Source organism: Hymenobacter polaris (genome assembly GCF_012927305.1).
Lineage (GTDB): Bacteria > Bacteroidota > Bacteroidia > Cytophagales > Hymenobacteraceae > Hymenobacter > Hymenobacter polaris.
The window spans coordinates 1,133,906-1,158,220 of sequence record NZ_JABBGH010000003.1 but is presented as its reverse complement, the minus strand read 5'-3'; the positions used below and the strand labels follow the sequence as shown (position 1 = coordinate 1,158,220).

The following is a 24,315-nucleotide window of genomic DNA, read 5'->3' as shown; positions in this document are numbered from 1 at the left end:
GTGGCTGGCTCGCAACCCCTAGGGCAGCGGCCATCGCAGCGGCCAGCCCTCTTATTTGGCCGCCCCGCGCCGCCAAGCGGCCGAACTGCGCGGCGCGGGGGCGTACTTTACCAACTTTTTCTGGCCTTTTCCACTTGCCTGTGCCTGCTCCCGCTCCCGTTTCACCCGTTCCGGCTTTGTCGCCGGCCGCTAGCCCGTTGCATTTTGGCCTGCTCGATGGCCTGCGGGGAGTGGCCGCGCTGGCCGTGGTGCTGTTTCACTTCATGGAGCTGGTGGAAACCAAGCCGGCCAACAACTTCATTGCCCATGCCTACCTGGCCGTCGATTTTTTCTTCTGCCTCTCGGGCTTCGTCATCGCCTACGCCTACGACGCGCGCCTGGCGCAGCTGGGGGTGGGGCGGTTTCTGCGCCGCCGCCTCATTCGCCTCCACCCGCTCGTAGTTGTTGGCGCGCTGCTGGGTTTGCTCACCTTCTGGCTCGACCCATTCAGCCACCTGGTTGACCAGTACGCCACCCGCCTGCCCCTACTGCTGCTCTCGTCCTGCCTGCTGGTTCCGTATCCGGTAGTGACCGAGCGCTACGCCAACCTCTTCCACCTCAACCCGCCCACCTGGTCGCTGTTTTGGGAATACATAGCCAACGTAGCCTACGCGCTGGTGCTGGTGCGGCTGCCGGCGCGGCTGCTGAAGATACTGCTGGTGCCGGCCGCCATAGCCCTGTGCTACGAGGCCCGGCGCACGGGCTGGCTCGGTGGCGGCTGGGGCCGCGAAGATGCCATTGCGGGCTTCCTGCGGGTTACTTTTTCCTTCTTGATGGGCTTGCTGCTATACCGGGCCAACTGGCTGATTCGCTCGCGGCTGGGATTTGGCGCGCTGGCCCTGCTGCTGCTGGGGGCCCTGCTGCTGCCCTTTATAGATAGAATCAATTGGCGCGTCGACTCGCTCGTGGTGCTGTTTTACTTTCCACTGCTCATTGCCCTAGGGGCCGGCGGGCAGCTCACGCCGCGCTACGCCAAGCTCTGTCGCTTTCTAGGCGACATTTCCTACCCGCTCTACATCGTGCACTACCCGTTTATTTGGGTGTTCTTCAGCTACCTGCACAAATACCAGCCGCCCCTGAGCACCTTGGCGCTGGTTATTCCAACGGCTATGCTGGCGCTGGTGCTGCTAGCGTATGCGGTGCTGAAGTGGATTGATATTCCCGTGCGCAGCTACCTCACCCGCACCTTCGACCAACCCACCACGCTCGTCAGCAACCGCCAGGCACCGGCGCCAGTAGCCCCCGCCGCCCATCCCTAGGGCCCTACCGCGCCGCGTCCAGGGCCAGCTGCAAAAACTTGCTGCGCAAACTCAGGTCGCCGAGCTTCGAGTTGCGGCGCGTGGGGTTCACGCGGTTGGTGAGCAGCACCACCACCAGGTCCTTGGCGGGGTCAACCCAGAAGTAGGTGCCCGTGAAGCCGGTGTGGCCGTAGCTGCTGGCCGAGGGCCCACCGGGCACCACCTTAACCGGCCGGTCGAAGGCCAGGGCGCGGCGGTTGCCCTGCTCGCAAAACTGGCAGCGCGTCCACTCGGCCAGAATGGCTTTATCAAAGATTTGCTGGCCGCCGTAGCGCCCGCCCCAGGCGTAGGTTTGGGTGAGTTGGGCCACGTCGTTGGCATTGCCAAACAAGCCGGCGTGGCCGCTGATGCCGCCCAGCAGGGCCGCGCCCTCGTCGTGCACGTAGCCCCACACCAGCTGCTTGCGAAACAGCGAGTCGTACTCGGTGGGCACCAGGCGGGCCAGCGGGTAGTGGTGCAGCGGCTGCAAGTGCAGGCCCGACCCTAGGGGCCCGTATACCTGCTGGGTCAGGTACTCCTCGAAGCCCAGCCCCGTGCGCCGCCGCACCAGCCCCGGCGTGAGGTAAAACGACAGGTCGGAGTACACGTACTCGCGCTTAGGCAGCAGCGGCACTGCCCCAATCTGCTCATTTATGTATTCCGGCATATCGCGCCGCGACCAGATGCCGCGCGCCACCGGCAGCGGAAACCGAGCCGACGAGTCGGCGCGCAGCCAGCGCCGGCGCAGCTCGCCACTCGGCTTCTGAAAGGCCTTGTAAAACGGCACGAACGCCGGCAGGCCCGCTTGGTGGGTGAGCACGTCGCGCATGCGCAGCGGCGCCTTGTTGGTTTTAGCCAGGAAGGGAAACAGCTGCCCCATCGTACTGTCGGGGCTGAATTTGCCTTGCGCTTGCAACGAGAGCAGCGCCGGCGTGGCCGCCAGAATCTTGGTGAGCGAGGCCAGGTCGTAGCGGTCGGCGTCGGTGACATATGCGCTTTTGATTGCGGCACGAAAACCCTCTACGTCTTTAGTAAGCTCCTTTTCAAGTCGCTCTTTAGCTTCAACCGTCAGAACAGGTTGTACGGGATGCTCTGGGAAACTTCTAGAAATTTTAGACATAAATGCCTGTTGGACATTTGCTAGGGCATCACTGCTTCTAACCCCGTAGTTCTTGCGCAGCACCACCACGCCGCGCCGGGCAATGAGGGCCTGCGCGCCGGGCATGGCGCCAGCGGCTAAAGCGCTGTTTAGCAGACTATCTACGCGGTCTTCCAGCCGGTTGTCCATGCCGGCATCCTCGGGGTTGGCGTAGGCTAAGCGCAGGCCGGGCTGGGTGCTCAGGCCAAAGCCGGCGGGCAGGCTGGGGCTGACCGTGACGGGCAGCTTACCGGTGGCCCCGATGCCGCCAAAGATGAGCTGCGCGGCCAGGCGCTGGGCATCGGGGCTTTCCTGGTAGGCCATCACCACGGCGCCCATCCGGTCGAAATCGCGCACCTTGGCCGCGGCGTAGGCCGAGCCGAAGAGGGTGAGCACCACCTGCCGGCCGGGCTGGGTCAATTCGCGCAGCAACAGGTTGGTTTCGGGCGCAATGCCGAAGCTGGTGGCCGGCAACCGTCCTAGGCCCTGCAGCGCCACCAGCACCACCCGGTAGCCCAGCAGCCGCGCCCGCGTGGCCATCAGCTCGTCCATAGTGGGCGCGGCGGGCAGGTGGAAGTGCGCGGCGCGGGCGTCGTAGTCCGTCACCATACGCTGAAAATCAGTAGTATCGGCGGGCGCGCCGCCAATTACCAGCGTGGCTACTTTCAGGGTATCCAGCCGCTGCAAAGGCAGCAGCTGGCGCTGGTTGCGCAGCAGCGTCAGGCCATCCTGCGTGAGGCGGTGCGCCAGGTAGCGGGCGTGGGCAGGGTTGAGGTCGGCGTAGATAGCTTGCTCGGGTACGGGCCGGTAGTGGTTCAGGCCGGCCCACTGCTTGAGGGCCAGCACCCGGCGGCAGCTTTCGTCGATGCGGGCCTGGCTGATGCGCCCGCTGTCCACGGCGGCCAGCACGGCCCCTAGGGCCACCGGCACCTTCTTGCTGAATTCCAGCACGTCGTTGCCGGCCAGCAGCGCCCGCACCTCGGCCTCGCCGGTGGGCACCCGGCTGATGACGCCCTGCATGTTCATGGCATCGGTAAACACCACGCCCCGGAAGCCCATTTTTTGGCGCAGCAGCCCCGTCACCACGGGCTGGCTGAGGGTGGTGGGCGCGCCGGTCGTATCCAGGGCCGGCACGTTGAGGTGAGCCACCATCATGCCCCCAATACCGCTGCGTATCACGCTTCTAAAGGGCGGAAACTCCAGCGAGTCGAGCCGGCGCCGGTCTACCCGCACGATGGGCAGGGCCAAGTGCGAGTCGGCCTCTACGTCGCCGTGGCCGGGAAAGTGCTTGGCCACGGCCAGCACGCCCGCGTCCTGCATACCGCGCATATAGAGGCGGCTAAGACGCGCCACGGCCGCCGGGTTCTCGCCCCACGAGCGGAAGCCGATGACCGGGTTGTTGGGGTTGTTGTTCACGTCCACCACCGGCGCGAAATTGACGTGCATGCCCAGCCGCGCAAACTGTCGCGCCACCTCGCGCCCCATGTCGTAAATCAGGCTGGAGTCGGCCTCGGGCGCGGCCCCCAGGCTCATTTGGTACGGAAAGCGCAATATGCTATCCAGGCGCATGCCGGCGCCCCACTCGCCGTCCATGGCCACCAGCAGCGGCACCTGGCTTTCGCGCTGGTAGCGGTTGAGCAGGCGCGTTTGGCGCACCGGCCCGCCCTGGAAGAATATCAGCCCGCCCACGCCGTAGTCCTTAATCAGCAGCGACACCGAGTCCTCGTCGAGCCGCGTTTTATTGGAGTAGGCCGCTACCATGAACAGCTGCGCCACCCGCTGCCTAGGGGTCAGCACGCGCATCAGGCTATCAACCCAGCGCGAGTGCTGGTATTGCAAAAACGCCGGGCCACTGGGCGTGGGCTTCACGGGCGGGCGAAACTTGGCCAGGCTGGTTTTGGGGCGGGCTGCCCGTGCACGGCGGTGCTGGGCCGAGGCCAGCAGCGGCAGCGAAAGCAGCAGCGCCAGCAAAAGAGAGCGGAACAATGACAAAGGGCGGGACCTGAAAGTGAACCCGGCAAAAGTCGCACGCAGCGCCGGTATTTGCGCATTTAGTCGCCCTGGGCGCTTACCCCACCCCCGGCCCCTCCCCTTCGGGAGAGGGGAGCCTGACAAACCCTTTACCGCGCCACCATGGCTCCCCTCTCCCGGAGGGGAGGGGCCGGGGGTGGGGTAAGCGCCCAGGGCGATGACGTAATATTATCTAAAAAACTGCCCTAGGGCCCCGCGGGCAGCAAGTCGCAAAACCAGAAGCCTAGCTCCATCGCGCCGCCGACGCCGGGCGCCGGGTAGGTGCGGCGTACCAGCTCGCCTCGCACTACTTCGATTGGCTCACTGAAATCCGGCCCGTCGAACACGAAGCTGTGGTACTCACCGTTTTCGCCGCAGGGGTCCACGCCGGGCGGCAGGTCGCGCAGAAAGTCGCGGTCGAGCAGGCGCCCGCAGAAGCTAGCGTCCAGCCACTGCTCGTTCACGCACACCACCACTGCCCGGAAGCCTAGGTCCAGAAACTCGCGCAGCAAGTTGGCGCCCACGCGCTGCCACAGCGGAAACGCGCCGCGCAGCCCCGCCCGCGCCAGCTGTTGCTCGCGGTAGGCGCGTAGGTCCTCCAAAAAAATGTCGCCGTACACTACCTCCTCCACGCCCTGCGCCCGCGCCTCGGCCAGCGTAGCCCCTAGGGCCTGCTCGTAGGCGGCCATCGGAGGGTTTTCGGGCAGGCGCAGCTGCCGCAGCGGCAAGCCCAGGCGCTGGGCTTGCGCCGCCAGCAACTCGGTGCGCACGCCGTGCATCGATACGCGTTCGTAGTGCGCATTCACGTGCGTGAGCAGCCCCGCCACGCGGCGCCTAGGGTCGCGCCGGGCGTGGTGCAGCGCTAGGGCCGAGTCCTTGCCCCCGCTCCAACTCATCAACGCAGGTATCATCCCAACCAAATCGCCATACAAATGCAAAAAAAGCGGCCTGCCGCCCCAAGGCAGCAGGCCGTCATTCCAGTCGCGTAGTCAGCTGCAAAGCAGCGTATCCACGAAATCAGTTAAATCCGTTAAATCTGCGGTTTATTTCAGTGTGAAGGTCGTTTTGCCCATTAGGGCGCCACCTTCGTACAGTTCCACGGTGTGCTGGCCAATCTTGTAGTCGCCGCCCTTAGCGTACACAAACTCCGCTTTCTGGCGCGAGTTATCGAATACAATATCCTGCTTTTGGGTGTAGAAGGCCTCCTGGCCATCCACGGTGAAGGTGCCGCCGCCGGTGCTCAGGTTGTAGAGCGCCGCGCCATCGGGCTCCAAAATGCGCATGTAAATCGTCTTGGTATCCTTGGGCGTCACGTCATTGCGGGCCAGGTTGAAGGTCACCTTCACGCGGTCCACGCGCTTGGCCTTGAACTCCTCCTTATCGTCGTCCTTCTCCTTGTTCTTGGCCGTGAGCACGCTTACGTGGATGTTATCGGCCTGAATGCGCGAAGCCACCGACACCTTGCTGCTGAGTTCCTGGTTGGTTTTGGCAATGGTGCTGATGGTGTCGGTAAGCTTGTTTTGCCGCTCCTTCAGCGTGGTCGTTTCGGTGTACAGGTTTTCGTTGGACTTCTTCAGCTCGGCGATTTCCTCATCGCGCTTCTTCAGTTGGCTTTCCAGGTTGAGGGCGCGCTCCTTGAAGCGCCGCTGCTCGGCCAGCGAGAACGAACCGGCCTTAAACGAGCGTAAACGCAGCAAGTCGGCGTTGATGCCTGCCAGGCGCGAATTCAGCGAGTCGTTGCTGAGGCCCAGCTTTTGCAGCTCCTGGCTTTGGCGCTCGTAGCTAGCTTTTAAGTCCTCATACTGCTTAATCTGCTCGGTGAGCTTGCTATCGGTGGCTTGCACCTGCGTGGTTAGCTGCTCGTTTTCCGTCTTTTTTTGCGAGTTCAGGTAAAACAGTACGCCGTTGATGCCTAGCAGCACGAGTACGAGCGCCACCCATAGCAAGACGCGGCTGTTATTTTGGCGGGGTTCGGGTTGTTCCTGGTTAGGGTCCATGCGGAAGGGCGGGGGAAAAGTTGAACGATGTAAGTACCTAACGGCACCCGCTGGCAAACTGGGGTGCGCCTACCTTTGCGGCGGGTAAAAATAGGGGAAATTCTGGCCCGGACGCGGCCATCGTTATACTTGGCTCTGATGCAAACGGTTACTTCACCCTTTGATGCCGCTTATTGGCAGGCCCGCTACGCCACCCCCGGCCGCGCCGGCTGGGATGCCGGCCGCATCACCCCGCCCCTGCGAGCGTATTTCGACCAGCTGCCCCTAGGGTTGCAGCCGCGCATCCTCATTCCGGGAGCCGGCCGCGCCTACGAGGCCGAGTATCTGCACCGCCTAGGGTTCCAGCACGTAGTAGTGGCCGAGCTGGCCGCCACACCCCTGGCCGAGCTGGCCGTCCGCGTGCCCGATTTCCCCGCCGCGCACCTCTGGCAGGCAGATTTTTTTCAGCTAGACCCTAAGGAGAAGTTTGACTTGCTCATTGAGCAAACCTTCCTCTCGGCCCTGGCCCCCGCCCAGCGGCCCGCCTACGCCCGGCAGTGCGCCCACCTGCTGCGCCCCAGCGGCAAGCTCGTGGGCCTGCTCTTCGACGATGCCTTTGCCGGCGCTGCCGAGCCGCCTTTCGGCGGCAGCCGCGCCGAGTACCAGGCGCTCTTTGCGCCGTATTTCGACTTCGTACACTTCGAAACGGCGTATAACTCGCTACCCGCCCGCCGGGGCCGCGAGCTGTTTGTTTGCTTGCAAAAACGTTAAAATGTGAAAATGTAGAGAATATAGAAATGTGAGAATTAATTAGCCATTACATTCTAAGTTTTCTACCTTTTTTCATTTTCTACATTCTCTACATTTCCACATTCACTACATTAAAAAACTATGCTCAGCGCCCTCGCCCGCACCCTGCCCCACTTCCGCAACACCAACTCCGGCCAGTTTTTCCTTATGGCTGGGCCCTGCGTCATCGAGGGCGAGGACATGGCCCTGCGCATCGCCGAGCGCATCAAGCATATTACCGATAAGCTCCAGATTCCCTATATCTTCAAGGGCTCGTACCGCAAGGCTAACCGCTCGCGGCGCGACTCGTTCACGGGCATTGGCGACGAGGCGGCGCTGCGCATTCTGGAGAAAGTAGGCCGCGAAATCGGCGTGCCCACCGTCACCGATATTCACGAATCGCCGGAAGCCGCTGAGGCGGCCCAGGCCGTGGACGTGCTGCAAATTCCGGCCTTTTTGTGCCGCCAGACCGATTTGCTGCTGGCCGCCGCCCAAACCGGCAAGGTGGTGAATATCAAGAAGGGCCAGTTTCTCAGCGGCGAAGCTATGCAGTGGGCCGTGGACAAGGTAAAGAGCGCGGGTAACGAGCACGTCATCCTCACCGAGCGCGGTAACTCGTTCGGCTACAGCGAGCTGGTGGTCGATTTCCGCAACTTGCCCATCATGCGCCAGTTTGGCGTGCCGGTGGTAATGGATGTGACGCACTCCTTGCAGCAGCCCAACCAGGCCAGCGGCATCACGGGCGGCCAGCCAGCCCTCATCGAAACCATTGCCAAGGCCGCTATTGCCGTGGGCGCCGACGGGCTGTTCATCGAAACGCACCCCACGCCCGCCACCGCCCTCTCCGACGGCGCCAACATGCTGCCCCTCGACCAGCTCGAAGGCCTGCTGCAGCGCCTCACCCGCGTGCGTGAGGCCGTGCGCCCCGCCGGCGACGTGGCGTTGCACGGGCTGGACGCCTAGGAGCACTAACCTATTTCAGCCGCTCCTTCAAGTAATTAAACAATTGCTCAAATCGTTGGTCTGCTCGCTCAAAGCGCTGGTCTATCCGCTCAAAGCGTTGATTCATTTCAACGCGTAGGTCACTTACGTCCCGGTCTATTTTAGCTGTTTTTTCTGTCAGCACATCAGTCTTGTCCGTTAGCGCATTAACCTTGTCTGTCAACGCATTATTCTTGTCTGTCAGCGCATCAGTTTTGTCCGTTAGCGCGTCAGTTCGCTCCAGCAGAAATAAGATATTATCGCTTTGCCGGGTTAGTGCCGAGGTGAACGTAACTGTAATTTGCTTTACTTGAGCTGATACTCGTTCCAGCTTAGCGCTTACTCGTTCCAGCTTGGCGCTGAGTTCGTCTTGCTTGGCGCTCAATTCATCCTGGCGAGCCAGCATTTCGCTAATAACAGGTTCTAATTGGTCGAGGCGTTGGTCGGCGGTGGGCATTTGTGGTTTGTGGTTTTGTATGTGCGTGTATGTTTATAACCGAAGGTACTGCGGAACCTAGTCTTTCAGTACCGTAGCCAGAAATCCTGCCTAGGCTGCTTTTTGTGGAAAAATACCAGCCCCACGTAGAATAAATCGACCGTCACAGTCACGGCCGGGTGGGCTTTGATGGCCGTCCAGGCTTGCTCCATCTCGGCCGACCAATGAATATCGTCCAGCACGAACACGCTGTTTTCGTGCGCCTTGGCCAGGCACTGCTCGAAGTAGCGCAGCGTAGGCTCGTAGCGGTGGTTGCCGTCGAAGAATACGAAGTCGAGGCGCTGGCCTAGGGTTTCTAGGGTGGCGGGCAGCGTCTCATCCAGGTTGCCGGCTACCAGGCGCACGTTGGCCAGGCCTAGCGCGGCGAAGGTTTCGCGGGCGACGGCGGCCGTGGCGGGGCAGCCCTCGAAGGTGACGACCTGCGCCCGCGAATCGGCCAGGGCCAGGTAGGCGGTGGTGAGACCTAGGGAGGTGCCCAGCTCCAGCACCGTGGCGGGCCGAAAGTGGTTGACCAGCCGAAATAGCAGTTGCGCCAGGCGCAGCGGCTTGGCCGCGTGGCGGGCAATGTCGCGCACGGCCCGGCGGCGCGTATTAGTGTTCGCCACGCGCGAGCCTGCTCCGAAGTCACACACGTCCAGCACCTGGTCGCTAGCTAGTAAAGCCTGGCGGCGCGCCTCTATCAGCGGGTAGGCGCGGTATTGCCCGTCGTGGCAAATGACGGTGGTATAGAGCCCAAACACGAACGGCGAGTGCAGCCCGTGCGCATTGCCCGAGCGCAGCCAGTAGCGCAGGTAGGCGAAAGATTGGTACATGAAATCGGCTGTCATTGCGAGCCCGCCAAGCAATCGCATCTAAACAAAAATCGCCCGACTCGTGCTGGTGCGATTGCTTGGCGGGCTCGCAATGACAGCCGATTTTAGCAGCAGCTACGCCGTATCTAGTTCAGCCGGTAGGGCACCATGAGGGTAAATTCCGGAATCTCGACCTCGAACTGGGCGCCGGTGCCCAGGCGCTCCATCAGGTAGGTGCCGCGCATCTTGCCCACGCCCGACTTCAGGTTGCAGCCGCTCACGTACTGGTGGGTTTCGCCGGGCTCCAGCACCGGTTGGCGGCCCACTACGCCCTCGCCCTCCACTTCGCGCACGCTGTTGTTGGCGTCGGAGATATACCAGTGCCGGCGCAACAGCTTGACCGTGAACTCGCCGTCGTTGCGAATTTCGATGCGGTAAGCAAATACATAGTGTTCCTGCGCGGGGCTGGAGTAGTCGGGCAGGTAGTTGGTCGTAACCGTAACGGTTACGCCTTGCGTAGTGGTGGTAGGCATGGCGGTGGCCGGCGAAATTACGCGCTAAGGGCCTAACGGGCGCCCTAGGCCTTTAGTTTACGGCGGCCCTGGGGCGCGGCGATTTTCGTTGCCGCGCGGCTTTACTTGTTTCTTCTCTTTTTTCTATGGTCAAGATTGCCGAAAGCTGGCGCCCGGTGCTGGCAGCCGAGTTCGAAAAGCCTTATTTCCAGAAGCTAACCGCCTGGGTGCGCGGCGAGTACGCCACTACCACGGTATATCCCTTAGGCTCCCAGATTTTCCACGCCTTCGACGCCTGCCCCTTCGACGAGGTGAAGGTGGTGATTCTGGGCCAGGACCCCTACCACGGCAAAAACCAGGCGCACGGCCTAGCTTTCTCAGTGAATGAGGGCGTGCGCACGCCGCCGTCGCTACAAAATATTTTTAAGGAGCTGCAAGACGACCTGCCTGGCACCCCTGCTCCGGCCAACGGCAACCTCGACCGCTGGGCCCGCCAGGGCGTGCTGCTGCTCAACGCCACGCTCACGGTGCGCGCGGCCACGCCCGGCTCGCACCAAAAAAAGGGCTGGGAGGAATTTACCGACGCTGTCATTCGGCAGGTGTCGGCCGGGCGCCCGCACGTGGTGTTCATCCTGTGGGGCGCCTACGCCCAGAAGAAGGAAGAGCTGATTGACCAAAGCAAGCACTTGGTGCTCAAGGCCGCGCACCCCTCGCCCTACTCGGCCGACCGGGGCTTTTTCGGCTCCAAGCCTTTCAGCAAAACGAATGCGTGGCTGCAGCAGCACGGCGAACAACCGATTGAATGGTAGGATGACAGAGAGAAAAAGGCGGTCATGCTGAGCTTGCCGAAGCATCTCTACCGAACAATGATGCGCGGTAGAGATGCTTCGGCAAGCTCAGCATGACCGCCTTTTTGTTGCTAATTACTCAATTGATGACGCGCTTTATCAGGCGCAGCTTGTGGCTGTATTTCTGGCGGCCGGGGTTGAAGATGCCGTGGTGGTCGAGCGGGTCGAGGCGCACTTCGCCGTGGGCGTGCAAGATGAGACCATCGTCGTAGACCATGCCCACGTGCACAATGGCGCCCTCGACATTATCAAAAAACGCTAGGTCACCGGGCCGGGCCTGGGTCACGAAATCGACCGGCTGGCCGAGGGCGATTTGCTGGCGGGCATCGCGCGGCAGCTGCACGCCCACCAGGCCAAAGAGGCTCTGCATCAGCCCCGAGCAGTCGAGGCCGAATACGTTTTTGCCGCCCCACACGTAGGGCGCCTTCAAGTAGTGCTGGCCCATTTTGCGCAGCAGGTGCAGCTGGCGCTCGGGGGCGCCGGGCTGGGCGGGGTTGGTAGCCGGGCCGTTGTAAAACAGCGGCCGGTCGTCGCCTAGCTTCAGGGTCATGCCATCGAAGAAGGGCAGGCGGCAGCCCAGCGTAACCGGCTGGCGCGTAGTGGCGTCCGACACTACTTGCACCACGTCGAGCACCCTAGGGTGGTCTTGGGCCTGCCAAGCCCGGAAGTAGTCGGCGCTCACCGGCAGGTGCTGCTTGAAGTCAATCCAGCCCAGGTAGTGGTCGGCGGCGGCTTCGATGCGCAACCAGCTGCCCTGGGTTTGCAGCACCGTGTAGCACTCGCCAAACAGTAATTCGGTGACTAGTTCGGCCCGGTCGGTGGGCTCGGCGCGGACGGGCACGGCGCTCAGCGCGCAAATACCGTGGTTCAATTTTCGTGGATAGTAAAAGACATACAAAGAACGTCATGCTGAGCTTGCCGAAGCATTTCTACCGCGCATCATTGTTCGGTAGAGATGCTTCGGCAAGCTCAGCATGACCGTCTTATTTTAGTGGCTGCTGCTAGCTATACCGCTCCATTTCGCGCTTGATGTCCTTGGCTTTCAAGTCTTCGCGTTTGTCGTAGTGCTTCTTGCCCTGGGCCAGCGCAATCTCTACCTTGGCAAATCCGCGGTCGGTGACGAACAAGCGCAGCGGAATGATGGTGAGGCCCTGCGTGATGCTTTTGCTGGCTAGCTGCTTCAGCTCGCGCTTGGTGAGCAGCAGCTTGCGGGTGCGCAGGGGGTCGTGGTTGGTGTAGGTGCCGTGGCTATAGGGCGCAATGCGCAGGCTATGAATCCAGAGGTCGCCCTTGTGGTCGAAGGTGCAGTAGCCGTCTTGCAGGTTCACCTCACCGGCGCGGATGCTCTTTATCTCGGTGCCTTGCAGCATAATGCCCGCGTCGTACTTGGCCAGAAACGAGTATTCGTGGCTGGCGCGGCGGTTTTTAATATTGATAGGAGCGGGCGTATTGTCTTTCATACCGCAGGAGTTGAACCGCAGATTTAACGGATGTAACGGATTGCGCAGCTTCGGGCGCGCCGGAGTAGCGGCGGGCAGACCCTGCGCGAACGGGCGTAGCTGGCGCCTGCTTACGCAGATTTTGCGGCTTGGGGGGTGACCGTAGCCCTAGGGCAGGTTGGCCACCGCCGCCTGCGCCCTAGGGCCCTAGGCCAGCTTGAGGCGCGGGTCGGGGCTGGCGAGCTGGCTGGCAAAGTCGCCGGCCGCGTACTGAAACAGCGCCGACTGGCCCACCATGGCGGCATTATCAGTGCAGAACTCAAAATCGGGGATAAACACCTCCCACTCTTCGGTTTTCGCCAGCTCTTGCAGCCCGCGGCGCAGGCCCGAGTTGGCGGCTACCCCGCCAGCCAGGGCCACCTGGCGCAGGCCCGTGGCTTGCACGGCCCGTTTGAGCTGCTTGAGCAGCGTTTGCACGATGGTGTGCTGGATGCTGGCGCAGAGGTCGGCCAGGTTTTCCTCGATGAAGGCGGGATTGGTGGCAGTTTGCTTTTTGAGAAAGTAGAGTACCGCCGTTTTCAAGCCGCTGAACGAGAAGTTGAAGCCCTCCAGTGCGCCTTCGGGGAAGGAAAACCGTAGCGGATTGCCGGTTTGGGCCAGCTTGTCGAGCCTAGGGCCGCCGGGGTAAGGCAAGCCCAGCAGCTTGGCCGTTTTGTCGAAGGCCTCGCCGGCCGCGTCGTCGATGGTCTGGCCCAGAATGTCCATGTCCAGGGCCCCTAGCACGCGCACCAGCTGGGTGTGGCCGCCGCTCACGGTAAGGCACAGAAAGGGAAAATCAGGCTTGGGGTCGCGGATGAAGTGGGCCAGCACGTGCGCCCGCATGTGGTTGACGGTGAGCAGTGGAACCCCGAGGGCCAGGGCCAGGCCCTTGGCAAACAAATGCCCCACCAGCAGCGAGCCCAGCAGGCCCGGCCCCTGCGTCACGGCCACGGCGCTCAGTTCCTTTTTATCGACGCCGGCCTGGCGCAGGGCAGCCGTGACGACGGGCAGCAAATGCTGCTGGTGCGCCCGCGAGGCCAGCTCGGGCACTACCCCGCCGTACTGCGCGTGCACGGCCTGACCGGCCACCACGTTGCTCAGCAGCTGGCCGTCGCGAAACACGGCGGCCCCGGTGTCGTCGCAGCTGGATTCGATGGCGAGAAGTGTCATTTTTAAGTAACAGTTAGCAGTTATTAAGTAACAATGCCCTAGGGCCCGTTTATCGTGGCAAGCGGCCAGCAATAAAAAACCTTGCGCCCGGCGGCAAAGTTCGGGGAAACCTGGGGTGCGGCGGGCGCGTTGGCTCAATCATTGCGCGCGAAAAGCCGCACCTTTGCGTTAATACCTTTTCACCAACCCCGTTTCGCGTGTCGTTCGTGCGCCGTGCTTTCCGCTTGCTGCTGAGTGTCCTGCTGTGGACGCTGGGCCTGGCAGTAGTGGCGGTGGTGGCAGTGCTGCTAGCCTTGCGCGTGCCGAGCGTGCAAACGCGGGTGGCCCACGAGGTAGCCAGCGTGCTGACGCGCAAGCTGGGGCAGGAAGTAGTTATCGGCAGCGTAGACGTGCGGCCCTTCTCGCACGTGCTGCTGGAAGGCGTGAACGTGCTCGACCATGCTGGTAAAGAACTATTTGGCGTGGGCCGGGTGGATGCCGACATTCAGCTTTTCTCGGTTTTCGACCCTAGGCACCTGCACGTGGGCACCCTCACGCTCGACGAGCCGCGCTTTGTGCTGCGCGACGTGGCCGGGCACCCCGACTCGACCACGCTCGACCAGTTTTTGACGGCCCTGCACCGCCTCATGGGCCCGCCCGATACCACCCAAACCCAGGGCAAGCCGTTTGATTTTCAGCTGCATGACATTGCCATTCGCAACGGGCACTTCGGGCTAGAGCGCCCCGATGAGCCGCGCATCAAGGAGTACGGCCGCAGCGTGGACTACGCCCACATGCAGGTGGACAGCATTTACGCCAACATTTCGCACCTGAACTGGAAAACTGACACGTTGCGGGCGCGCATTGCCGGCCTGCGGGCGGTGGAGGTGCCCTCGCAAACCCACCTGCGCGAGCTGACGGCCGACATCAGCTACAACGCGCACTTTTGGGAGTTTGGGGGACTGACCTTGCGCGTGGGCCGCAGCGAGCTGCGCAAGTTCGTGCGCTTTGAGTACAAGCGCTTTGGCAACTTTTCGGACTTCAACGACTCGATGCGGGTGGTGGCTAACCTACGCGGGGCCAAGCTGTACACCGACGACATTGCCAAGTTTGCGCCCGACCTGGCCCCCCTGCACGACTCGGTGCAGATTTCGATGGATGCCAAGGGCTACGTGCGTGATTTTCAACTCAAAAACCTGGATGTGCGCTACGGCCGCCGCACCCACATCGTGGCTACCCGCGCCAACGCCGACAAGCTGCCCAACTGGCGCGAAAGCCTGATTGACTTGCGCCTGCAGCCCTCGCAGATAGACGGCGCCGACTTGCGCCGCTGGCTGCCGGCCTCGGCCAACAAGCTCATTGCGCGCCTAGGGCTGGTGCAGCTCAACGGGCAGTTCATTGGCTTCTACAACGACTTTGTAGGCAATGCCACCTTTAATACGGCCATCGGCGCCGTTACTACCGACCTGAACCTCAAGACTAAAACTGATTTTGACCACGCTGTGTACGAGGGCGCGGTGCAAAGCACGGCCTTTAACCTGGGCAAGTTTTTGGGCGACGAGTCGGTGATTCGGGACGTGACGCTGAGCGGCAAGGTGCGCGGCACGGGCTTTACGCCACCTGAGGCGCACGGCCACGCCGAAGTCACGGTGCCCGCCATTTGGCTGAGTGGCTACCGTTACCACAACCTGACGCTGAACGGCGACTTCGCGGGCCGCGGCTTCCAGGGCAAGGTAACGGCCGCCGACCCCAACCTGCGCTTGGCCGCCGACGGCGACTTCGACCTTGATGCGCGCCACCCGCACATCATTGTGAGCGCCCGCGTGCTGCGCGCCAACCTGGGGGCCCTAGGCCTACTGCCCACCCCGCTGGTGATGAGCACCACTGCCACCGTGAACCTGCGCGGCACCCAGCTCGACTCGCTGCTGGGCACGGCCCGGCTGCGCGACTCGCGCTTTACCATTGGCAAGCAAAGCCTTGACGTAGATACCATTAATGTACTGAGCACCCGCAGCAGCCAGGGCCAGCGGCTGGTGCAGGTGCGCTCGGAGCTGGCCAACCTGCGCGCCAGCGGGCGCTTCGAAACGGCCCGCGTCATTGCCGATATTCAGATGCTGGTGCACGAGTATCGGCTCAACTTTGAAAGCAACGCGGCGGCCACGGCGGCCTACTACCACCGTAAGCGCCAGCGCCCGCTACGCAACTACCAGGTGGATTTGCAGCTGGACCTCAAGCACATCAACCCAGTGCTGAACTTGCTGCTGCCCGACCTGCAAATAGCCGACAACAGTCACCTCGATGGCTCTTTCCGGCAGGGTGAAACGTCGATTTTCCAGCTTGGTGGGCGCTTCGACAGCCTTTGGTACGGGCCCGTGCACACGGTGCGCACCGAGTTTGACCTCACCACCTCGAAGCTGCCCAACCAGCCCGAGGTGCTGGCCCAGGCCGACGTGACCTCGGCCAGCCAGATTCTGCCGGGCTTGGGGCGCACCCAGAACTTCGTGGTGGAAGGCGTGTGGGACCAGCAGAAAATTAACTTCTCGACCTCCCTGGCTCAGACGGGCACTACCAACCAGGCCACCATCAACGGGTCGCTGGCCTTTTTGCCCAGGGCCGTGCAGATTGTGTTTCGCAAGAGCGGGCTACACCTGCTGGACCGCGAGTACGTGATTGAGGCTGACAACTCGGTGCGCATCAGTGGCGGCGGCAAGCAGTTCGACGTGGACCGCTTCGTACTCAGCAGCGGCGCCGAGCGCATTAGTGCCCAAGGCGTTATCTCGCCCGACTCGCGCCTGCCCCCGTTGCAGCTCGACGTGGCGAACTTCGATTTAACGTCGCTCAACTCGGTTATCAACCAGCGCCTAGGGGGGCGGCTCAACCTCAAGGCCTCGGTGGCGGGCATTTATAACCAGCTGGCTATCAACAGCACGCTGGCCGTGGACTCGCTCGTATACGAGGGGACACCCATTGGGCAGGTGGCGGGCCGCGGCGACTGGGACAACCCCAGCGGCCAGCTGCGCGTGAACCTCGACGTGAGCCGCCAGCAGCAGCGCGTGCTGACGGTGACGGGCTACCTAGCGCCGGGCTCCGAAACGCAGCAATTTAACCTGACTGGCGAGCTGGCCGACGCGCCGGTGGTGCTGGCCCAACCCTTTTTAGCGGGCCTGCTGGACAATCTAGGGGGCACCGGGCGCGGGCAGCTGCAACTGGGTGGCATGTTTAGCGCGCCCACCCTGGCCGGCGCCGTAGACGTGACCAATGGGCGCTTCACCTTCGGCTACCTGGGCACTACCTACACCTTTAATGACCGTATCACATTCACTACCACCTCGATAGGCCTTAGCAACGTAAAGCTGCGCGATGCCCAGGGCAACCTGGGCACGGTGAACGGGGTAATTCGGCACCAGGGCTTCCAAAACATGAGCCTGAATTTGAGCGCCGAGTTTCGGAAGTTTCAGGTGCTGCACACCACCCGCCGCGACAACGACTTGTATTTCGGCACGGCCTACGCCACGGGCCGCGCCACCGTAACGGGGCCCGTGGATGACTTGGTAGTTGACGTGCGCGCCACGTCGGAGGCCGGCACGCGCCTGGCCCTGCCCCTGGACAACACTGCTAAGGCCCAGCAGGCCAGCTACATCAAGTTTGTGAACCGCAACCTACCTGACTCGGTGCGCCGCCGGCAGGCGCTAGAAGCCGCCACCATCTCGGCCCAGGACAAGGTAGACCTTTCGGGCATCCGGCTGAATATGAACCTGACGGTGACGTCCGACGCTTACTTGGAGATTTTGCTCGACGAGGCCACCGGCGATGTCATTCGGGGGGTGGCCACGGGCCAACTGCGCCTCAACATCGACACGCGGGGCGACTTCAACATGTATGGGCAGGTAGAAATCGTGCGCGGCGCCTACAACTTCACGCTGCAAGGGCTGGTAGACAAGGAGTTTGTGGTGCGGCCGGGTGGCACCGTCACCTGGAACGGCGACCCGCTGGATGGGCAGATGAATGTAGCGGCCACCTACACCCAGCGCACGTCGGTGGCGCCGGTGGTGCCCACCAACAGCGCCGTGGTGCCCGTCACGGCCGTCGTGAACCTGACGGGGCCGCTGCTGCAGCCGGTGATTAAGCTGGCGCTAGAGTTTGACGACGCGCCCGGCTCGCTGCAGAGCGACCTGGCCTCGTTCATTGCGCTGCTGCGCAACGACGACCAGGAGCTTAACCGGCAGGTATTTAGCCTACTGGTCTTCCGCACGCTTTCGCCCTTGAACAACAGCAACTTCAGCGGCATTACGCTGGCCGGCAACAATGGGGCGGTGCAAAGCAGCCTAGGGCAGATTATCTCGTCGCAGCTCGGGCAGCTGACGTCGCAAATTGACCAGAACCTCGAAATCGACTTCAATATCAACGGCTTATCGGCCGACCAGCTAGCAGCGCTGCAGCTGCGCCTGAGCTACTCATTTCTGAACGGGCGGCTGCGCCTGACCCGCGAGGGCGGCATCACCAACGGCGCCAGCAACAACCTGAACCCTAACACTGGCCTGCCTTACCAAAACTCGCTGCTCGGCGACTTCAGCCTGGAGTATTTTCTGCGGCCCGACGGGAAGTTCCGGGCCAAGCTGCGCTACGAAACCACCCCGCGCGACAACTTGGTGACGACCGTGAACCAGCCCCGCGCCGGCATCTCGCTGGTGCACACCAAGGATTTCAACAACCTACGCGAGCTGTTTGGGCGCGATGCCCCCAGCCGCCGCGCCCGCGACACCAAGCGCGCCAAGGAAGTGCTGACGGTGGAAGAAGACAAGCGCACGTCCCTTTAATCGCAGATTTAACGGATTTAACGGATTTAACGGATTGCGCAGATACGCTGCTTCGCAGCTGACTACGCGGGTGGGAAGGGGAATTTTATTTGCTTTACGCTGCACGCTGTCTTTAAGACCCTAGGGGGTAAAATGGTGCCGCCACCCGCGTAGTCAGCCCGCGCAGCGGGCGTATCCGCGTAATCCGTTAAATCCGTTAAATCTGCGGTCTATCTTTGCGGCTTCTATGCCGAAGCGCCGCAAAAAGAAACTGGGCTCCTACCCTACCCCGCTGGTAGTGTTCAGCATTACGCTGGCGCTGGTCGTGATTGGGCTATTCGGCTTGCTGCTGCTGCACGCCCACAAGCTAAGCGAGGCCGTGCGCCAAAACCTGGAGGTGCAAGTGTACTTGGAGCGCGACCTGCCCCAGCCCGAGCTGCTGCGCCTGCAGCAAGACCTGGAGCACCAGCCCTACGTGGCCGAACGCAACGGCCGCCCCCAAGTACGCTTCGTGAGCAAGGAGGAAGCCGCCCGCCAGCTGCTGCAAACCACCGGCGAGGATTTCCGCAGCTTCTTGGACGACAATCCCTTGCGCGACGCCTACGCCCTCAAGATTAAGTCGGCCTACACCGATACCACCCACCTGCGCCAGCTCAGCCAGAGCCTGCAGAGCCAACGCGGCGTTTTCGAGGTGCAGTACCCTAGGAGTCTCTTTACCAGCATCAACGACAACCTGACGCAGGTGAGCCTGCTGCTGCTGGGCTTCGCGGCGGTGCTGGTGGTGGCCGTGGTGGTGCTCATCAACAATACCATTCGGTTGGCACTGTATTCGCAGCGCTTTCTTATTCGCTCTATGCAACTGGTGGGCGCCACGCGGTTCTTTATCCGGCAGCCATTTCTACGGCGGGCTACCTGGCAGGGATTTGCCAGCGGCCTGCTGGCGGCGCTGGTGCTGCTGGGCTTGCTGCAATATGCCTACCTGCAAATCAACCAGCTGCGGCTGCTGCGCGACGACTACCTGCTCGGCCTGCTGCTGCTGGCCGTGCTGGGCCTCGGCACGGTCATCGGCTTTTTGAGTGCCTACCGCGCCGTCAGCAAATACCTCAACGCCCCGCTCGACGACCTTTATTGAGTTATGAGTTAAAAGTTAGGAATTATGAGTTGCTACTGCTAAAACTTTGCTGCTCAATTCATAACGCCTATCTACTTAACTTCTAACTCATAACTTTTAACTCATAACTACCAATGATGCGCTTTGCTTTTGGCCCTCGCAACTACCGCCTGATGTGGGCTGGTCTGGCCGTGCTCGCCGTGGGCTTCATCACCATGACCCTCGACGGGGCGCAGTACGGCGAGGGCTTCCTGGGCCTGACCCTAGGGCCCATTTTGCTTTTTATCGGCTTCCTGCTGGAGTTTGCGGCCATTCTGGTGCCCAGCGACGCTCCGGTTATCGACCCCACGGCCCACGTGGCGCCGCCCGCCACGGCGGCGGCGGCCATGCCCGTGGCCGCGCCGGCAGCCCCCAGGCCCACCCCGCCGCCCGCCAAGCCTACCTACAAGCGCCCCTAGGTAGTGGTTAGCGATTAATGTTTAGTGATTAATTACCAATAAGTTATTCACTATCCATTAATCACTCAGCACTACTCACTAATCACTAAAACTATGACCTACTGGCAGGCCCTGTTGCTGGCCATTGTGGAAGGAATCACCGAGTTCCTGCCCGTGTCGAGCACCGGCCACATGATTATTGCCGCCCAGCTGGTGGGCGTGGCGGTCACGCCGTTTAGCAAGCTGTTTCTGGTAGTCATTCAGTTTGGGGCTATTCTATCGGTGCTGGCGGTGTACTGGAAGCGCTTTTTCCAAAGCATCGACTTCTACCTCAAGCTCTTAGTTGCCTTCATTCCCATCGTGGTGGCGGGGCTACTGCTCAAGAAATACGTGGATGCCCTGCTCGAATCGGTCACGACGGTGGCCGTCATGCTGCTGCTGGGGGGCATTGTGCTGGTATTTATCGACCGGCTTTTTCCGCAGGAAAGTCCCCAGCAGGGCGGACACCCCGTCACGACGCCCAGCTTCAAGGAGGCCTTCATCATTGGGCTATTTCAGTGCATTGCGCTGGTGCCGGGCGTTAGCCGCTCGGCGGCTACCATCATCGGCGGTCTCAGCCAGAAGCTGACGCGCCGGGCGGCGGCCGAGTTTGCGTTTTTCCTGGCCATGCCCACTATGGGAGCAGCTACGGCGAAGGACTTGTACGACTATTACAAGGAGTTGCACGCGCAGGGCACCAGCCTAGGGCAGCTTTTTTCAGGCCAGGAAGTAGGCCTGCTAGTACTAGGCAACGTGGTGGCTTTTGTGGTGGCGCTATTAGCCATCCGGCTGTTCGTGGGCTTCGTTACCAAGTATGGCTTTCGGGCCTTTGGCATCTACCGCATCATCGTGGGCGGCTTGCTGCTGCTGCTGCTAGGGCTGCACGTAAATTTGCAGCTGGTATAATTATACGCTTTTAGCCAAAAGACCGTCATGCTGAGCCCCGCGAAGCATCTCTACTGCGTTACTAGACCCGAATGTTAGGGATTACTTACGCGGTAGAGATGCTTCGCGGGGCTCAGCATGACGGTCTTTTGGCTTTGTATTTCTTTTCATGCAAGAAGCTAACAGCCAATCGCTATCAGCCAAAAGCCTGGATGAAGGCGTGGTGCTGCTGCTGAACAAGCCGCTGACCTGGACTTCGTTTGACGTGGTGCGCAAGGTGAAAAACACGCTGCGCCCGCGCAAGATTGGCCACGCTGGCACGCTCGACCCTCTAGCCACCGGCTTGCTCATTATGTGCACTGGCAAGAAAACTAAGGAGATAGAGCAGATTCAGGCTCAGGAAAAAGAGTACGAAGGCACCTTCCGCCTGGGGCAAACCACGCCGAGCTTCGACCTCGAAACGCCCGTGGACAGCGAGCAGCCCTGCGCCTACCTCACGGACGACGAAATTCGGGCGGCGGCGGCCACTTTCCTGGGCAAGATTGAGCAGGTGCCGCCCGTATTTTCGGCCGTGAAGGTGGGCGGCAAGCGCGCCTACGAGCTGGCCCGCCAGGGACAGGAGGCCGAAATAAAGTCCAAGACTGTTGATATTAAGACGTTTGAGCTGACGCGCATTGCCTTGCCCGACATCGACTTCCGGGTGGTATGCTCCAAAGGCACCTACATCCGCAGCCTGGCCCGCGACCTAGGCGCGGCCCTAGGGTGCGGCGCCCACCTCACGCGCTTGGTGCGCACTCGTATTGGCGCGTATCGCCTGGCCGACGCCTGGACCATCGAGCAGCTGCAAGCCCAGCGCCCCGCCCCGGCAGCTACGCCCGGCGCTACTGCTGGCGAGGCCGCGCCCACCCGCCCGCGCCGCGAGCGCCTGCCGCGCGCCGAAAGCCGGCCGGGCCTCGACTACTACGCCGCCCAGCAGGCGCAAGCCGAAGACCCAACCTAGCCGGCCTAGGGCGCGCCCTAGGCCAATTGCGCCCAGCCAGCGCCCACCGCCGCCGCGCCCACTGCGTACCAGGCAGTAGCAGTCAGCTGCGCAGCAGCGTATCCGCGTAATCCGTTAAATCCGTTAAATCTGCGGTCCATGGTTGTCGTTACCGACCCCGCCGAATTTCCTCTCCTCGCCAATGCCGTGGTTACCAGCGGCACCTTCGACGGGGTGCACCGCGGGCACCAGCGCATCTTGGCCCGGCTGCGGCAGGTGGCCGACGCGGTGGGCGGCCCGGCCGTGGTGATTACCTACTGGCCCCACCCGCGCCTGGTGCTGGGCCCGCCCCCCTCGCACCCCGAGCTGCTGGAGCTGCAGCTGCTAAATACCCTGGAGGAGCGCGTGGCCCGCCTGGCCGCCGCCGGCGTCGATTACCTGCTGGTGATGCCCTTTACCCGCGAGTTTGCCGGCTGGACGTCGGAGGAATACATCCAAAAGCTGCTGCTCGCTACCGTGCACACCAAGCACCTGGTGATTGGCTACGACCACCGCTTCGGCAAAAACCGGGAGGGCGGCCTCGACTACCTGCACCAGCACGCCGACCGCTACGGCTTTACGGTAGAGGAGATTCCGCGCCAGGACGTGGACGCCGTGGGCGTGAGCAGCACCCGCATTCGGGCGGCGCTGCGCCAGGGCGACGTGGCCACCGCCACCCGCTACCTGGGCTACGAGTATCCCCTTACCGGCCTGGTAGTGAGCGGCCAGCAGCTGGGCCGCACCATCGGCTACCCCACCGCCAACCTGCAAGTACCCGATATGCTGAAGCTGGTGCCGGCCATCGGCATCTATGCGGTGTGGGTGACCACGGCGGCCGGCACCCGCCACCCCGGCATGCTGGCCATTGGGGTGCGCCCCACCATCGGGGCGGGCCTGGCGCAGACGATTGAGGTGAACCTGCTGGATTTTGCGGGCGACCTCTACGGGCAGCTGCTCACGCTGGAGTTTGTGGCCTGGCTGCGGGGCGAAGAGAAATACGACGGCCTGGCCGCCCTCACCGCCCAGCTGGCCCTAGATGCCGACGCCACCCGCGCGGCCCTGGGGCAAGGGTAGCCGAGCATGGGAAAGACCGTCATGCTGAGCTTGTCGAAGCATGACGTTCTAATACACTTTTCTGCCGTTTTTTAACGTTCTAAAGCCGGACTATTCTTTTTCACTGATGCGTTTAGGATTAATAGGTTGCCTGCTGTGCTGGTTGGGCTTTATAGGGGCGGCCCACGCCCAAGGCCGGGTGTCGGGCGTGGTGCAGGATTCGGTGACGCACGAGCCGCTGGCGTTTTCGAGCGTTTTCCTGGCCAATACCACCCTAGGGGTTACTACCAATGAGCAGGGCCAGTTCAGCTTCGACCGGGTGCCGCGGGGCGGCTACGACATTGTGGGTTCCTACGTGGGCTACAAGCTTAGCAAGCAGCATATTACGGTGGGCACCGCGCCCCAGACCGTGACGTTGACGCTGGCCTCGTCGGGCCCGAAGCTCGACGAAGTGGTGGTGAAGGCCAGCTCGCACGCGGCCGACGACTACCGCCGCTTTGCCGATATTTTCGTGGGCCAGAGCGCCAATTCCAAGCAGTGCCGCATCACCAATCCCGGCGATGTGGACGTGGCCTACAGCGACACTACCAAGGAGCTAACCGCCCAGGCCGACAACTACTTGCAGGTGGAAAACCAGGCCCTCGGCTACCGCATCAAGTACTACGGCCTGCGCTTTGCCTACGATGCCGACAACGGCGGCACCAGCTTCTACGGCCAGCCGGTGTTTGAAGAAATGAAACCCAAGGACGACGCCCAGCGCCAGCAGTGGGTGGCCGCCCGCGCCGCCGCCTACTACGGCTCGCTCACCCACTTCTTGAAGAGCGTGCGCGACAACCGCCTCAAAAGCGAAGGCTACCTGGCGCAGCAAGTGAAGGTGACGCCCAACCGCCGCTACGTGCAGGCCGACACCCTGCGCCAGCGCCTGCTGCGCCGCCTGCACGGCCGCGCCCCCTCCGATGCCCAGCAAGATTCGATGGCCCGGCTAATGGGCGTGCTCAACAATGCGGCGCCGGTGCTGGCCAGCATTCAGCCCGGCGCACAGCCCATCGACAGCCTGCGCCGCGTATCGGCCGACCGCGAGCACGTGTACCTGCGCTTTCGGCAGGAGCTGCAGGTAGCGTATTTCGGCGAGGCGCCCGACCCCAACTACGAGCAGCCCATGAGCCCCCTGGGCCGCACCAAGGCTACCTATCCCGCTCAGCGCGAGGTATCGCGCCTCAAGCTGACCGACCCCGAAGTGGAAATTATGCCCAATGGCACGCTGGCCGACCCGCTGGCCGTGGAAGTGGGCGAGTATTGGGGCTTCGAGAAAATCGGCGAGTTTCTGCCCCTGGACTACGTGCCGCCGGGGCATTCGGCCGTGCCCCTGCCCTAGGGCCCGCTTGCTAGATAACAGGATATAAAACAAAGCCGGCCGTCATGCTGAGCCTGCCGAAGCATCTCTACCGCGTCGTTGAACGATTAGCAGTAGAGATGCTTCGGCAAGCTCAGC

At 62.3% G+C, this 24,315-nt stretch carries 20 protein-coding genes; 11 read left to right on the top strand and 9 right to left on the bottom strand.

Annotated features, from left to right (window positions below; translation table 11 throughout):
* The first annotated feature begins 140 nt into the window (after positions 1 to 140).
* Positions 141 to 1,298, top strand: a complete 1,158-nt coding sequence (locus tag HHL22_RS21530; RefSeq protein ID WP_317172716.1) for an acyltransferase family protein — start codon at positions 141 to 143, stop codon at positions 1,296 to 1,298.
* A 4-nt stretch (positions 1,299 to 1,302) separates the two neighbouring features.
* On the opposite strand, the gene HHL22_RS21525 is transcribed toward HHL22_RS21530, so the two are convergent.
* The 3 genes from HHL22_RS21525 to HHL22_RS21515 form a co-directional block, all read right to left on the bottom strand.
* The gene (locus HHL22_RS21525; protein ID WP_169533434.1) at positions 1,303 to 4,440 is read right to left on the bottom strand and encodes a glycoside hydrolase family 3 N-terminal domain-containing protein; all 3,138 of its coding nucleotides are present in this window, start codon (positions 4,438 to 4,440) and stop codon (positions 1,303 to 1,305) included.
* A gap of 230 nt (positions 4,441 to 4,670) precedes the next feature.
* Positions 4,671 to 5,375: an adenine nucleotide alpha hydrolase gene (locus HHL22_RS21520; protein WP_241738197.1), complete on the bottom strand. Its 705-nt coding sequence runs from the start codon at positions 5,373 to 5,375 to the stop codon at positions 4,671 to 4,673.
* Between the two features lie 132 nt (positions 5,376 to 5,507).
* A complete protein-coding gene (locus tag HHL22_RS21515; RefSeq protein WP_169533433.1) occupies positions 5,508 to 6,461 on the bottom strand; it encodes a hypothetical protein in 954 nt (317 codons plus the stop codon).
* A gap of 138 nt (positions 6,462 to 6,599) precedes the next feature.
* Between HHL22_RS21515 and HHL22_RS21510 the strand changes: the two genes are divergently transcribed.
* Together HHL22_RS21510 and kdsA are read left to right on the top strand one after the other, a co-directional pair.
* Complete coding sequence (locus HHL22_RS21510) at positions 6,600 to 7,211, top strand: methyltransferase domain-containing protein (protein ID WP_169533432.1); 612 nt, start codon at positions 6,600 to 6,602, stop codon at positions 7,209 to 7,211.
* A 120-nt stretch (positions 7,212 to 7,331) separates the two neighbouring features.
* Positions 7,332 to 8,192, top strand: a complete 861-nt coding sequence (gene kdsA, locus HHL22_RS21505; RefSeq protein WP_169533431.1) for a 3-deoxy-8-phosphooctulonate synthase — start codon at positions 7,332 to 7,334, stop codon at positions 8,190 to 8,192.
* A 10-nt stretch (positions 8,193 to 8,202) separates the two neighbouring features.
* Here the strand turns inward: kdsA and HHL22_RS21500 are convergent, their stop codons facing one another.
* The 3 genes from HHL22_RS21500 to apaG all read right to left on the bottom strand — a co-directional run bounded on the left by HHL22_RS21500 (position 8,203) and on the right by apaG (position 10,030).
* A complete protein-coding gene (locus HHL22_RS21500) occupies positions 8,203 to 8,667 on the bottom strand; it encodes a hypothetical protein (protein WP_169533430.1) in 465 nt (154 codons plus the stop codon).
* A 65-nt stretch (positions 8,668 to 8,732) separates the two neighbouring features.
* Positions 8,733 to 9,518: an O-methyltransferase gene (locus HHL22_RS21495; protein ID WP_169533429.1), complete on the bottom strand. Its 786-nt coding sequence runs from the start codon at positions 9,516 to 9,518 to the stop codon at positions 8,733 to 8,735.
* 125 nt (positions 9,519 to 9,643) lie between these two features.
* Entirely contained in the window at positions 9,644 to 10,030 is a 387-nt protein-coding gene (gene apaG, locus HHL22_RS21490) for a Co2+/Mg2+ efflux protein ApaG (RefSeq protein ID WP_169533428.1), read from the bottom strand.
* Between the two features lie 125 nt (positions 10,031 to 10,155).
* On the opposite strand from apaG, the gene HHL22_RS21485 reads away from it, so the two are divergent.
* A complete protein-coding gene (locus HHL22_RS21485) occupies positions 10,156 to 10,818 on the top strand; it encodes a uracil-DNA glycosylase (protein WP_169533427.1) in 663 nt (220 codons plus the stop codon).
* A 118-nt stretch (positions 10,819 to 10,936) separates the two neighbouring features.
* Here the strand turns inward: HHL22_RS21485 and HHL22_RS21480 are convergent, their stop codons facing one another.
* From HHL22_RS21480 to tsaD, 3 genes are all read right to left on the bottom strand, one after another.
* The gene (locus HHL22_RS21480; protein ID WP_241738196.1) at positions 10,937 to 11,728 is read right to left on the bottom strand and encodes a C40 family peptidase; all 792 of its coding nucleotides are present in this window, start codon (positions 11,726 to 11,728) and stop codon (positions 10,937 to 10,939) included.
* Positions 11,729 to 11,858: 130 nt separating this feature from the next.
* Complete coding sequence (smpB, locus tag HHL22_RS21475) at positions 11,859 to 12,317, bottom strand: SsrA-binding protein SmpB (RefSeq protein WP_169533426.1); 459 nt, start codon at positions 12,315 to 12,317, stop codon at positions 11,859 to 11,861.
* 186 nt (positions 12,318 to 12,503) lie between these two features.
* Positions 12,504 to 13,505 (bottom strand): tRNA (adenosine(37)-N6)-threonylcarbamoyltransferase complex transferase subunit TsaD, encoded by a 1,002-nt coding sequence (gene tsaD, locus HHL22_RS21470; RefSeq protein WP_169533425.1) that lies wholly within the window; start codon positions 13,503 to 13,505, stop codon positions 12,504 to 12,506.
* Between the two features lie 197 nt (positions 13,506 to 13,702).
* Here tsaD and HHL22_RS24430 point away from each other — a divergent pair, with 197 nt between their 5' ends.
* From HHL22_RS24430 to HHL22_RS21435, 7 genes are all read left to right on the top strand, one after another.
* The gene (locus HHL22_RS24430; protein WP_169533424.1) at positions 13,703 to 18,301 is read left to right on the top strand and encodes a translocation/assembly module TamB domain-containing protein; all 4,599 of its coding nucleotides are present in this window, start codon (positions 13,703 to 13,705) and stop codon (positions 18,299 to 18,301) included.
* Positions 18,302 to 18,527: 226 nt separating this feature from the next.
* Positions 18,528 to 19,412, top strand: coding sequence for a cell division protein FtsX (locus tag HHL22_RS21460; RefSeq protein WP_169533423.1), 885 nt, complete (start codon positions 18,528 to 18,530; stop codon positions 19,410 to 19,412).
* A 113-nt stretch (positions 19,413 to 19,525) separates the two neighbouring features.
* Positions 19,526 to 19,849, top strand: coding sequence for a DUF3098 domain-containing protein (locus tag HHL22_RS24425; protein WP_169533422.1), 324 nt, complete (start codon positions 19,526 to 19,528; stop codon positions 19,847 to 19,849).
* A gap of 93 nt (positions 19,850 to 19,942) precedes the next feature.
* Positions 19,943 to 20,773 (top strand): undecaprenyl-diphosphate phosphatase, encoded by an 831-nt coding sequence (locus HHL22_RS21450; RefSeq protein ID WP_169533421.1) that lies wholly within the window; start codon positions 19,943 to 19,945, stop codon positions 20,771 to 20,773.
* 148 nt (positions 20,774 to 20,921) lie between these two features.
* Positions 20,922 to 21,752, top strand: a complete 831-nt coding sequence (truB, locus tag HHL22_RS21445) for a tRNA pseudouridine(55) synthase TruB (protein WP_169533420.1) — start codon at positions 20,922 to 20,924, stop codon at positions 21,750 to 21,752.
* A gap of 138 nt (positions 21,753 to 21,890) precedes the next feature.
* Positions 21,891 to 22,844 carry a bifunctional riboflavin kinase/FAD synthetase gene (locus HHL22_RS21440; protein WP_169533419.1) on the top strand — a complete coding sequence of 318 codons (954 nt, stop codon included), beginning with the start codon at positions 21,891 to 21,893 and terminating at the stop codon, positions 22,842 to 22,844.
* A 106-nt stretch (positions 22,845 to 22,950) separates the two neighbouring features.
* Complete coding sequence (locus HHL22_RS21435; RefSeq protein ID WP_169533418.1) at positions 22,951 to 24,198, top strand: carboxypeptidase-like regulatory domain-containing protein; 1,248 nt, start codon at positions 22,951 to 22,953, stop codon at positions 24,196 to 24,198.
* Positions 24,199 to 24,315: the final 117 nt, after the last annotated feature.